The sequence below is a fragment of the Streptomyces sp. NPDC047880 genome, assembly GCF_040706515.1.
In the GTDB taxonomy this organism is placed as follows: domain Bacteria; phylum Actinomycetota; class Actinomycetes; order Streptomycetales; family Streptomycetaceae; genus Streptomyces.
The window spans coordinates 1-11,825 of record NZ_JBEZOK010000036.1; the positions used below are offsets into that span (position 1 = coordinate 1).

General features: G+C 71.0%; 11 protein-coding genes. 6 read left to right on the forward strand and 5 right to left on the reverse strand.

Annotated features, from left to right (window positions below; genetic code table 11):
* Nucleotides 1–105: 105 nt before the first annotated feature.
* Together AB0937_RS35575 and AB0937_RS35580 are read right to left on the reverse strand one after the other, a co-directional pair.
* A complete protein-coding gene (locus AB0937_RS35575) occupies nucleotides 106–1,803 on the reverse strand; it encodes a threonine/serine exporter family protein (RefSeq protein ID WP_366717869.1) in 1,698 nt (565 codons plus the stop codon).
* Nucleotides 1,804–1,922: 119 nt separating this feature from the next.
* Entirely contained in the window at nucleotides 1,923–2,414 is a 492-nt protein-coding gene (locus AB0937_RS35580) for an inorganic diphosphatase (RefSeq protein WP_003975424.1), read from the reverse strand.
* Nucleotides 2,415–2,541: 127 nt separating this feature from the next.
* On the opposite strand from AB0937_RS35580, the gene dacB reads away from it, so the two are divergent.
* From dacB to folE, 6 genes are all read left to right on the forward strand, one after another.
* Nucleotides 2,542–4,080 (forward strand): D-alanyl-D-alanine carboxypeptidase/D-alanyl-D-alanine-endopeptidase, encoded by a 1,539-nt coding sequence (gene dacB, locus AB0937_RS35585; RefSeq protein WP_366717871.1) that lies wholly within the window; start codon nucleotides 2,542–2,544, stop codon nucleotides 4,078–4,080.
* A gap of 89 nt (nucleotides 4,081–4,169) precedes the next feature.
* Nucleotides 4,170–5,309, forward strand: coding sequence for a zinc-dependent metalloprotease (locus AB0937_RS35590; RefSeq protein WP_366717873.1), 1,140 nt, complete (start codon nucleotides 4,170–4,172; stop codon nucleotides 5,307–5,309).
* 195 nt (nucleotides 5,310–5,504) lie between these two features.
* A complete protein-coding gene (gene tilS / locus AB0937_RS35595; RefSeq protein WP_366717875.1) occupies nucleotides 5,505–6,536 on the forward strand; it encodes a tRNA lysidine(34) synthetase TilS in 1,032 nt (343 codons plus the stop codon).
* A 61-nt stretch (nucleotides 6,537–6,597) separates the two neighbouring features.
* Complete coding sequence (gene hpt / locus AB0937_RS35600) at nucleotides 6,598–7,158, forward strand: hypoxanthine phosphoribosyltransferase (RefSeq protein ID WP_053669745.1); 561 nt, start codon at nucleotides 6,598–6,600, stop codon at nucleotides 7,156–7,158.
* Between the two features lie 187 nt (nucleotides 7,159–7,345).
* Entirely contained in the window at nucleotides 7,346–9,385 is a 2,040-nt protein-coding gene (gene ftsH, locus AB0937_RS35605; protein WP_366717970.1) for an ATP-dependent zinc metalloprotease FtsH, read from the forward strand.
* Nucleotides 9,386–9,514: 129 nt separating this feature from the next.
* Nucleotides 9,515–10,120 (forward strand): GTP cyclohydrolase I FolE, encoded by a 606-nt coding sequence (gene folE, locus AB0937_RS35610; RefSeq protein ID WP_234749931.1) that lies wholly within the window; start codon nucleotides 9,515–9,517, stop codon nucleotides 10,118–10,120.
* A gap of 145 nt (nucleotides 10,121–10,265) precedes the next feature.
* Here the strand turns inward: folE and AB0937_RS35615 are convergent, their stop codons facing one another.
* Genes AB0937_RS35615 through folB form a run of 3 tightly spaced genes read right to left on the reverse strand, consistent with a single transcriptional unit; the run spans nucleotide 10,266 to nucleotide 11,782 of the window.
* Nucleotides 10,266–10,754 (reverse strand): DUF3180 domain-containing protein, encoded by a 489-nt coding sequence (locus AB0937_RS35615; protein WP_366717878.1) that lies wholly within the window; start codon nucleotides 10,752–10,754, stop codon nucleotides 10,266–10,268.
* A 60-nt stretch (nucleotides 10,755–10,814) separates the two neighbouring features.
* Entirely contained in the window at nucleotides 10,815–11,426 is a 612-nt protein-coding gene (gene folK, locus AB0937_RS35620; protein ID WP_366717880.1) for a 2-amino-4-hydroxy-6-hydroxymethyldihydropteridine diphosphokinase, read from the reverse strand.
* On the reverse strand, nucleotides 11,423–11,782 hold the full coding sequence (gene folB, locus AB0937_RS35625) for a dihydroneopterin aldolase (protein ID WP_366717882.1): 360 nt from the start codon (nucleotides 11,780–11,782) through the stop codon (nucleotides 11,423–11,425). Before folB ends, folK begins: the two co-directional genes overlap by 4 nt.
* Nucleotides 11,783–11,825: the final 43 nt, after the last annotated feature.

Here is an 11,825-nt window from a genome sequence, read left to right on the forward strand (position 1 = left end):
CCGGCCGAAAGCCCGAGTACGCCCCGTACGAGGGCTTCCGGCCGGCACGCCGAGAGCACGCACCGGACGCCGCTCCTTCACGGGCAAACGTTGCCTGCCGCGGCACTAGAAGCCCCTGGTGCGCTTGGCGGCCCGCCGCTTCTCGGCCGACCCGATCCTCAGGAACATCCGGGAGATCTCGGACCCGAGGTTCACCCCGATGGCGATGGCCATGGCGAGCGCCACCGCCTTCGACAGCGACACCAGCCCTTCGTCCACCTCGCTCTGCGCGATCGCCAGCAGTCCGAAGTACGTCGCGGAACCCGGCAGCAGGGGCCCGATCGCCGCGGTCGTGTAGGGCAGGGCGGAGGCGAACTGGTACCGGGACAGCAACTGACCGAACAGTCCCACCAGTCCCGCGGCCGCCGCCGTGGACGCCACCGGCGAGATGTCCCCCACCAGGTGCATCGCGCCGTACACGACCCACGCGACGCCGCCGTTCAGCGTCACCCACAGCACGGTGGACCGTTCCTGCTGGAGCAGCACCGCGAAGGCCAGTGACAGCAGCATCGACGCACCGATCATCATCACCGGGTCGTCGGACGCCCCGAGCGCCTGGTCGGGGTTCAGCCGCGCCCCCAGCTGCACACCGAAGTACAGCACCAGCAGCACACCCGCGACGATGCCCACGAAGAAGTACAGGACCTCCAGGAGCCGCGCGGACGCGGTGATGTAGAAGCCCGTCAGACCGTCCTGCACCCCGGCCACCAGAGCCCGCCCGGGCAGCAGCGCGAACAGCCCACCGGTGATGACCGCGGAGGCCTTCACGTCGACATGGCCGAGCGTCAGCGCCACCCCGATCGCGGCCGGCGGCATCGCGGCCACCGTGAACTGGTAGAACTCCGGCAGCCCGCGTCCCGCGCACAGCCACGCCAGCCGGTCACCGAGCATCGCGCCCAGCGCGGCGGCCACGAACACGATCAGATCGCCGCCCACCAGCACCGACGCCGCACCGGCCAGCAGCCCGCTCGCCCCGGTCAGCGCCCAGCCGGGGTAGGGGTGCCGGTTACGGCGGATCTCCGCCAGCCGCCGGTAGGCCTCCTCCAGGGAGACCGCCGTCTCGTCGTCGCTGAGGTCGTCCACCAGCTGGTACACGGCCGCCAGCCGCGTGTAGTCCGTGCCCCGGCGCCGCACGGTCCGCGACGCCGTGACCGGGTCGTCGACCAGGGACGGCTGGTAGGAGATCGCCAGCAGCGTGAAGGTGACGTTGGGCTCGCAGCGGTCCAGGCCGTACGAGCGGCAGACGGCGAACATCGCCGCCTCCACGTCCTCGGCGCCCTCACCGCCCGCCAGCAGCAACTCGCCGATACGCAGCGTCAGGTCGAGCACGCGGGGCACCGCGGGCCCGCTCTCGTCGGTGCCGCGGTGGCTGGTCTCCGGCGCGGGCCGCTCCGCCACCGGCATGCGCAGCATCGTGCGCATCCGGTCCTGCCAGGGCACGTCCTTGGTCAGGCTGACCACGGGGATCCCGCTCGGCGGTGTGAAGGCCGTCGGGGCGTGCTTCGAGCTGTAGGTGCTCGGCGGGGTGAACGCCGACCCCTCCTGCTCCGCCGAGGGCGCCGCGTGGACGTCCAGCCCCTGCGGCACGGCGAACTCGGACGTCGTCTCGGACTCCGCACCGGCCGTTCTGTGGAGGGCCAGCCCCTCGGGGATCGCGAACTCCGACGTCGTCGACATGTCCCCGTCGACGCCGGACCCGGCCGGAGGCAGGAACGCGCTCCTTGCCTCGTCCGACTTCGGTTTGCGGTCCTCCGCGTCCGTCACTGCCTGGCGCTCCCTGTACGACACGTCAGCCTCGTACCCTCCACAGCCTCAGTATGCGCACAGACGGACGAACGGGCCGCACACGCAGGCGTGCGGCCCGTCAGCATCAGGAGAGGAGGTCAGTGACCGCCCTGGTCCTTGAAACGCTTGTAGGACCGCTCGATCTCGGCCTCGGCCTCGGTGCGGCCCACCCAGTCGGCACCCTCGACCGACTTGCCGGGCTCCAGGTCCTTGTAGACCTCGAAGAAGTGCTGGATCTCCAGGCGGTCGAACTCCGACACGTGGTGGATGTCCCGCAGGTGCTCCACGCGCGGGTCCGTCGACGGCACGCACAGCAGCTTGTCGTCGCCGCCGGCCTCGTCCGTCATGCGGAACATGCCGATCGCGCGGCAGCGGATCAGGCAGCCCGGGAACGTCGGCTCGTCGAGGATGACCAGCGCGTCCAGCGGGTCGCCGTCCTCGCCGAGGGTGTTCTCGACGAAGCCGTAGTCGGTCGGGTAGGCGGTCGAGGTGAAGAGTCGCCGGTCCAGGCGGATACGACCGGTCTCGTGGTCCACCTCGTACTTGTTGCGCGAACCCTTCGGAATCTCGATCGTGACGTCGAACTCCACCGGTGGCTCCTCCATGATCAACACATAGTTCTGGTGATTAAGTGTCCCTCACGCAGGTGTGTGATCGCGAAAGGGGCTGGTGGTCGTGCCAGAGCTGAGGCCTTGGCGAGCCGCGAAACCGCACGTGATGCGGCTCGCGGAAGCCGTACGACCGCGCCTGGCCCGGGCCGCGGCGGCTGCCGAACCACGGCTCGCGCGGCTCGTCCGAGCCGGGAAACCGCAGCTCACGCATGTGATGCCGCCGAAGACCTGGCAGTACACCGCAGGCGCCGCCACCGCCGGACTCGCACTGGCGGCCGGTGTGGTGACCGCCGCCGGTCCCTGGGACTCCACGGGTCAGCGTACGGCCGAGCGGGACCGGGCAGTGGCCCTGGGCCGCGCGGGTGGCACAGATCACGGCAGCGCCCCCGGCGCGCCCGGCCGGCCCCGGCCCGCCCCCAGCGCCGGACCCGTGCTGACCGGCCTCGGCGGCGTCAGCACCGTCAAGTCCGCCCCGGACGGCAAGGCGCTCGCGGACGCCCTCCGCCCCCTGCTCAAGGACCCGGCCCTCGGCCCGCGGCCCGCCGGGGCGGTCCTGGACGTGACCACCGGACGGCGCCTGTTCGGCTCCGGCGCGGGCACGGCGCTCACCCCGGCCTCCACCACGAAGATCGCTACGGCCGTCGCCGCGCTGTCCGCGATGGGCCCCGACCACCGCCTCACCACCCGCGCCGCCCTGGAACCCGACACCAAGGAAGTCGTCCTGGTCGGGGGCGGCGACCCCACGCTCACCGCCCGGGAGAAGACCGGGGGCTCGGCGAGCCTGCGCACCCTGGCCGCCCGAACGGCCGCCGCGCTCGCCGACCGGGGCATGCGCGAGGTGACCCTCTCCTACGACACGACCCTCTACGCAGGCGACGAAAAACACCCGATCGGGGTCAACCCCAACCTCGCCCTCGTCAGCCCCCTGATGGCCGACGAAGGCCGCACGAACGACTCGGCGAGCGGCCCGGTCGAGCGTGTGAAGGAACCGGCGGCCGACGCCGCCCGCCGGTTCGGGGACCTGCTGACGTCGCACGGCATCAAGACCACGAGCCCCGGCCCGTCCAAGGCCACGACCCGCGCCGAGACCCTCGCGGCCGTCTCCTCGCCGCCGCTCTCCGCCCTCGTCGAGCGCATGCTGACCAACAGCGACAACGACATCGCCGAGGCCCTCGCCCGGCAGACGGCGATCGCCACGGGCGAACGGGCCGACTTCGCCGGGGCCGGCAAGGCCATCGGCTCCCGGCTCCGCAAGCTCGGCCTCCCCGTCAAGGGCGCCGTCTTCAAGGACGGCAGCGGCCTGAACCGCGCCGACCGGCTGACCCCCGGCCTCCTCACCGCGCTGCTCGCCAAGGCGGCCGACCCCGCCCACCCCGAGTTCCGCCCCGCCCTCACCGGCCTGCCCGTCGCCGGCTTCACCGGCACCCTGACCAGCCGCTACACGGACGGGGCGTCCGGCGTCGTCCGCGCCAAGACCGGCACCCTCTCGGGCGTCCACGCCCTCGCCGGCACCCTGGTCGACGAGGACGGCCGCCTGCTCGCCTTCGCGTTCATGGCCTCCGGCACGGACCCCGGCAGTCCGACGGCGTCCCAGCACGCGCTGGACCGGGTCGCCACGACCCTGGCGGCGTGCGGCTGCAGGTGACGGACGGTGACCCGCCCTCGGCCGGGGCGAACCGGCGCCCGGCCGTCGCCGCCCTGCCCCAGCGGGCGGCCCTCACGTACGGTTGACGCATGACGAGCATCGGTGGTGCTTCAACCGGCATGGTCGACTGGAACCTCGCGGTGGCGACCGCGACCCGGCTCGTACGGCCGGGCCCCGAGATCAGTCGCGACGAGGCCCGGGCCGTCGTCGCGGAGCTGCGCCGGCATGCCAAGGCCTCGGAGGAACACGTCCGCGGATTCACCCGGCTGGGCACCGAGGAGGGGCAGGACACCCCCGTCCTTGTCGTCGACCGGCCGGGCTGGATCCGGGCGAACGTCGCCGGGTTCCGGGAGATCCTGCGGCCCCTGCTCGACAAGATGCAGGAACGGCGCGGCACCAGCCCCGGCGGCGGGGTCATGAGCGCCGTCGGCGGCAAGGTCACCGGCGTCGAACTCGGCATGCTGCTGTCCTTCCTGGCCTCCCGCGTCCTCGGCCAGTACGAGACCTTCGCCCCCGCCGCCGGCGACCTCCCCTCCGGCGGCTCCTCCGACGGGCCGGGCGGCGGCAGGCTGCTGCTGGTCGCCCCGAACATCGTCCACGTGGAGCGCGAACTCGACGTCGAACCCCACGACTTCAGGCTCTGGGTCTGCCTGCACGAGGAGACGCACCGCACCCAGTTCACCGCCGTGCCCTGGCTGCGGGACCACCTCGAGGGTGAAATCCAGTCGTTCCTCCAGGAGACCGACGTCGACCCCATGACCGTCCTGGAACGCGTCCGGGAAGCCGCCCAGACCCTCGCCGGGGGCCGCCCCGAGGCGGAGGAGGACGACGGCGGCCGCTCCCTCGTCGAGATCGTCCAGACCCCCGCCCAGCGCGAGATCCTCGGCCGCCTCACCGCCGTGATGTCCCTGCTGGAGGGCCACGCCGACTACGTGATGGACGGCGTCGGCCCGTCCGTCGTGCCGACCGTCGGGGAGATCCGCGAGAAGTTCCAGCAGCGCCGCGCCAAGGGCGCCTCCCGCCTCGACCTCGCCCTGCGCAAGCTGCTCGGCCTGGACGCCAAGCTCCGCCAGTACCGGGACGGCGAACGCTTCGTGCGGGCCGTCGTCGACGAGGTCGGCATGGACGGCTTCAACCGCGTGTGGACCTCGCCCAACACCCTCCCCACCAAGTCGGAGATCGCCAAACCGGCGGACTGGGTCGCGCGGGTGCATCGCAGGGCCGAGTAGTGAACACGCCGGAAGGTCGTGCAAGGAAACCGGCCGTCGGCAGGCGAACGCCCCACCAATCACCCGTCCGAGGGACCGTGACGCAGGGGTAGGCGTGCAATGCTCGGGGAACGGCCCGGTTCTGTCACCATCTACACACTCTGCGTGACCGGCACTCGGGCTCACCCCCCGAAAACTTCATGAAGGGAACCGGACATGGGTCCCCATCCTGCGGTCGCGGCGATACGCCTGGCAGTACGCCGCGTCCTCCACGACCTCCTCACCGAACACCACCGCGCTCCCGCCGCGGTCCCGCACGCCCTCCCGCACGAGCCGTCGCCGCTCGTGCTCGTGGCGTGCTCCGGCGGCGCCGACTCGATGGCCCTCGCCTCCGCTCTCGCCTTCGAAGCCCCCAAGCTCGGCGTCAGAGCCGGCGGCGTCACCGTCGACCACGGCCTCCAGACCGGCTCCGACGCCCGCGCCGCGGAAGTCGTCCAGCGCCTGCGCGAACTCGGCCTCGACCCCGTCGACTCCGTCGCCGTCACCGTCGGCCGCGCCGGCGGACCCGAGGCCGCCGCCCGCGACGCCCGCTACGCCGCGCTCGACACCGCCGCCGAACGCCACGGCGCCGCCGCCGTCCTGCTCGGCCACACCCGCGACGACCAGGCCGAAACCGTCCTCCTCGGCCTCGCGCGAGGCTCCGGCGTCCGCTCCCTGTCCGGAATGGCCGCGGTCTCGGGGGCCGGCGGCCGCTACCGGCGCCCCTTCCTGGAGCTCGACCGGCAGACCGCCCGCAAGGCCTGCATGGTCCAGTCCCTGCCCGTCTGGGACGACCCCCACAACGCCGACCCGGCCTACACCCGCTCCCGGCTGCGCCACGAGGGCCTGCCCGCCCTGGAGAAGGCCCTCGGCAAAGGCGTCGTCGAGGCCCTCGCCCGGACGGCCCGGCTCTCCCGCGACGACGCCGACGCCCTCGACTCCTGGGCCGGCCAGGCCGAGGCCACCGTCCGCGACGCCACCGGGCAGCTGGAGTGCGCCAAGCTCTACGCCCTGCCGCCCGCCGTACGCCGCCGCGTCCTGCGCCGGGCCGCCATCGCGGCCGGTGCGCCCGCGGGCTCGCTGTTCGCCCGCCACATCGAGGAAGTGGACCGGCTGATCACCGGCTGGCGCGGTCAGGGAGCCATCAACCTCCCCGGCAAGGTCGTGGCTCGGCGGCAGGGTGGCAGACTGGTGATTCGGCAAGGCTGAAGCACGACCCCTCCCCGCAGCCGGCGGAGGGGCCGCTCGGCCGGTGGGACAACCGAAAGTGATGCGGGTGGACGCGAAAGACATGGGTGCCGACCTCGAGAAGGTGCTCATCACCAAGGAAGAGATCGACGCCAAGCTGGCCGAGCTGGCCGCGAAGATCGACGCGGAGTACGCGGGCAAGGACCTGTTGATCGTCGGAGTCCTCAAGGGCGCGGTCATGGTCATGGCCGACCTCGCGCGGGCCCTGTCCACCCCCGTCACCATGGACTGGATGGCCGTATCCTCGTACGGGGCGGGCACCCAGTCCTCCGGTGTGGTGCGGATCCTCAAGGACCTCGACACCGACATCAAGGGCAGGCACGTCCTGATCGTCGAGGACATCATCGACTCCGGCCTGACCCTGTCCTGGCTGCTCTCCAACCTCGGCTCGCGCGAGCCCGCCTCCCTCAAGGTGTGCACGCTGCTGCGCAAGCCCGAGGCCGCGAAGGTCGCCATCGACGTGGAATGGGTCGGCTTCGACATCCCCAACGAATTCGTCGTGGGATACGGACTCGACTACGCCGAGAAGTACCGGAACCTCCCGTTCGTCGGTACGCTCGCGCCTCACGTGTACGGCGGCTGAGAATCCCGGCCGGAGTGCCGTGCCGGTGATCGGGAACCCCAGCGGGCGTCCCGCCGTTGGAGCAGGCGTAGGCGGATCGCCAGCCGTCCCACGCGGCTTCAGGTGACAATGCTGGGGTACCGTCCGAAGAACAGTCTTTATCAAACTCACTATGGCAGGAGGGACGGGGCGGCACCGCTCCGTATGGATGGACGTGAAGCGATACTTCCGTGGGCCGGTCATGTGGATCGTGCTGGCCGTCCTCGCCGTGGTCGTTTTGATGCAGGTCGTCGGCTCGTCCGGCGGCTACAAGACGGTGGACACCGGCCAGGTCGTCCAGGCGATCAACCAGAACAAGGTGGAGTCGGCCAAGCTCACCACCGGTGACGAGCAGACCATCAAGGCCACCCTCAAGGACGGCGTGAAGGTCGAGGGCAGCTCGAAGATCCAGGCGAGCTACATCGGCGACCAGGGCGTGGACATCGCCAACACGCTGCAGAACAAGTACCAGGACAAGCAGATCCCGGACGGCTACACGGTCTCGCCGTCCAAGCAGAACCCGTTCGTCGGCATCCTGCTCTCCCTGCTGCCCTTCGTGCTGATCGTGGTCGTGTTCCTGTTCCTGATGAACCAGATGCAGGGCGGCGGCTCCCGGGTCATGAACTTCGGGAAGTCCAAGGCCAAGCTCATCACCAAGGACACCCCCAAGACCACCTTCTCCGACGTCGCCGGATCCGACGAGGCCGTCGAGGAGCTCCACGAGATCAAGGAGTTCCTCCAGGAGCCGGCCAAGTTCCAGGCCGTCGGTGCCAAGATCCCCAAGGGCGTCCTGCTCTACGGGCCTCCCGGCACCGGCAAGACCCTGCTCGCGCGTGCCGTCGCGGGCGAGGCCGGCGTCCCGTTCTACTCGATCTCCGGTTCCGACTTCGTCGAGATGTTCGTCGGTGTCGGTGCCTCCCGGGTCCGTGACCTGTTCGAGCAGGCCAAGGCGAACGCCCCGGCGATCGTCTTCGTCGACGAGATCGACGCGGTCGGCCGCCACCGCGGCGCCGGCCTCGGCGGCGGTCACGACGAGCGCGAGCAGACCCTGAACCAGCTCCTCGTCGAGATGGACGGCTTCGACGTCAAGGGCGGCGTGATCCTCATCGCCGCGACGAACCGGCCCGACATCCTCGACCCGGCGCTGCTGCGCCCCGGCCGCTTCGACCGGCAGATCGCCGTCGACCGCCCGGACATGCAGGGCCGTCTGGAGATCCTCAAGGTCCACCAGAAGGGCAAGCCGGTGGCGCCCGACGTCGACCTGTCGGCCGTCGCCCGCCGCACGCCCGGCATGACGGGTGCCGATCTGGCCAACGTGCTGAACGAGGCCGCCCTGCTGACGGCCCGCAGCGACCAGAAGCTGATCGACAACCACATGCTGGACGAGGCGATCGACCGTGTGGTCGCGGGCCCGCAGAAGCGGACCCGGATCATGTCGGACAAGGAGAAGAAGATCACCGCGTACCACGAGGGCGGACACGCCCTGGTCGCGGCGGCCTCGCCCAACTCCGATCCCGTCCACAAGATCACGATCCTGTCGAGAGGCCGCGCCCTCGGCTACACGATGGTGCTGCCGGACGAGGACAAGTACTCGACCACGCGCAACGAGATGCTGGACCAGCTGGCCTACATGCTGGGCGGCCGCGCGGCCGAGGAGCTCGTCTTCCACGACCCGACCACGGGTGCCGCCAACGACATCGAGAAGGCCACGGGCCTGGCCCGCGCGATGGTCACGCAGTACGGCATGACCGAGCGTCTTGGCGCGATCAAGTTCGGTGGCGACAACACCGAGCCGTTCCTCGGCCGTGAGATGTCCCACCAGCGCGACTACTCGGAAGAGGTCGCCGCGCTCGTGGACGAAGAGGTCAAGAAGCTCATCGAGACGGCGCACAACGAGGCGTGGGAGATCCTCGTCGAGAACCGCGACGTCCTCGACAACCTCGTGCTGCAGCTGCTGGAGAAGGAGACGCTGGGCAAGGAGGAGATCGCCGAGATCTTCGCCCCGATCGTCAAGCGTCCGCCCAGGCCCGCCTGGACCGGCTCCTCCCGCCGCACGCCGTCGACCCGTCCGCCGGTCCTCTCCCCCAAGGAGCTGGCCCTGACGAACGGCGCGAACGGCGCGACGCCCGCCATCTCCACCGCGAAGAGCACCGTGGCGGAGCCCGCCCCGGCGCCCGAGCGGACCCCGGAGGACCGCCCCGAGAGCTGACCCGAGCTCTCCCGGTCGGCCCACAGGCCCCGGAATGGATGCCGCGCTCCCCAGGTTTTAGCCTGGGGGGCGCGGCTTTTCGCCATTTCCGCAGGCCGCCCCGTGATGGACACAGGAACGAGGCACCAGATGACCGACCCCGTGGCGCTGGACGGCGATGGCCAGATCGGCGAGTTCGACGAGAAGCGCGCCGAGAACGCCGTACGCGAACTTCTGATCGCGGTCGGCGAGGACCCGGACCGCGAAGGCCTCCGAGAGACACCGGCGCGCGTGGCGCGGGCGTACAAGGAGATATTCGCGGGGCTGTGGCAGCAGCCCGAGGACGTACTGACGACGACGTTCGACCTGGGGCACGACGAGATGGTCCTGGTGAAGGACATCGAGGTGCTGAGCTCCTGCGAACATCACCTCGTGCCGTTCGTCGGGGTTGCGCACGTGGGTTACATCCCGTCCGTCGAAGGCAAGATCACAGGCTTGTCGAAGCTGGCCCGGCTCGTGGACGTCTATGCCCGGCGCCCGCAGGTGCAGGAGCGGCTCACCACGCAGATCGCCGACTCCTTGATGCAGATCCTGGAGCCGCGGGGCGTGATCGTCGTCGTCGAGTGCGAGCACATGTGCATGTCGATGCGTGGGGTCCGCAAGCCGGGTGCGAAGACGATCACCTCGGCGGTGCGGGGCCAGCTTCGTGATTCGGCGACCCGTAACGAGGCCATGAGCCTGATCATGGCGCGATAGTCCGATCGTCAGTGGTGCCCGCGGCTGTCCCCGGTCAGGCTGTGCACTGATCAGGGGGAATGCGTGAGCACCACGGGCTGCCGAGCAGGCAGACGGTGAAAGCCGTGGGCATCTCGCCCGTCAGCCCTGGTGAGCTCCGGCGGTGTCAGACGGTCGGTGCCACTCCCGTGCCGTCGTTCTCGTCGTCTTCCGGGAGTTTGCAGACACGCTCCAGGAAGATGGCGGCCGCTATGACGCCGATGCCCGCGAGGACGGAGAGGCCGGCGTAGATGGCCTGGTCGCGGCGGGCGGGGATGTCGAGGGATTCCAGGAGGAAGACGCCGGTGCCGCCGTACATGCCGGCGACGAGGGCGGCGACCAGGGCGCTGGCGTGGCCGAAGACGACCGCGCGGGCCGCCATGAGGGGGTCGACGCCCTTCGCCTCGGGGCGGCGCTCGCGCTGGGCCTTCAGCCGGGAGCGGATCGAGAGCGCCGTGGCCAGCAGGACCACGGCGATCACGGCCAGGACGATGGGGGCGGCCAGCGGGACGCTCGGGAGTGTTCCGACCGAGTTCCACAGGCGGGCGCCCGCCCAGGACAGGACTCCGGCCACGACGAACACGCCGGCCAGCACCCGGATACGCAGCTCTCTCACGGTGTCCCTTCGGTTCCCCCGGCTCTCCGGCCCGGTTCGCGGCCGTCTTGACCTTAACGGCTACTCGGGCAGCCGGAGTTCCAGGTCCTCGCGGGGCGCGACCCCCTCACGGGTGACGACGTCGAGGAGACCGGCGACGGGGCCGCGGCCGGGCAGCTGGGCCTCGGGGTCCAGGTCGTGCCAGGGGGCCAGGACGAAGGCGCGCTCGTGGGCGCGGGGGTGGGGAAGCGTGAGCTGCGGGTCGTCGGAGACGACATCGGCGTAGGAGACGATGTCGACGTCGAGGGTGCGGGGGCCCCAGTGCTCGTCCCGGACGCGGTGGAAGGCCTCCTCGACGGCGTGCGCGCGCTCCAGGAGCGAGGACGGCGGGAGGGTGGTCTTGAGGACCACGACGGCGTTGAAGTAGGCGGGCTGGCTGCCGGGGTCCACGCCCCACGGCTCGGTCTCGTAGACGGGGGAGACGCCCTTGACGCGGACGCCGGGCGTGTCCTCCAGGGCGTCGATGGCTCCCTGGAGGGTCTCCAGCCGGTTGCCGAGGTTGGAGCCGAGGGCGACCACGGCCCGTTTGGGGTTGGACAGGGTCGTGTCGGCGGCGTCGACCTTCTCGACGACGGAGGCGGGCACCGGCTGTACGGTCGGGTCGGTCGGACCCTTGATGAAGGGCGCGGTCATACTCGGCTCCGGGAGATGGTGACGGTCACGTCGTCGAAGGGGACGGTGATCGGGGCGTTCGGCTTGTGCACGCAGACCTCGACCTCCTGCACTCCCTCGTGCTGCAGACAGGCCTGGGCGATGCGCTCGGCGAGCGTCTCGATGAGGTCGACGGGCTCGCCCTGGACGACGGCCACGACCTCCTCCGCCACGATGCCGTAGTGCACGGTCTTCGCCAGGTCGTCGTCGGCCGCGGCCGGTCGGGTGTCCAGGCCGAGGACGAGGTCCACGATGAAGGTCTGGCCCTCTGCGCGTTCCTCGGGGAACACACCGTGGTGCCCGCGGGCCTTGAGGCCGCGCAGCGCGACACGATCCACGCGAATCACTCCTGCAATCGTCGGTCAGGGCCGGTCGGTGCCG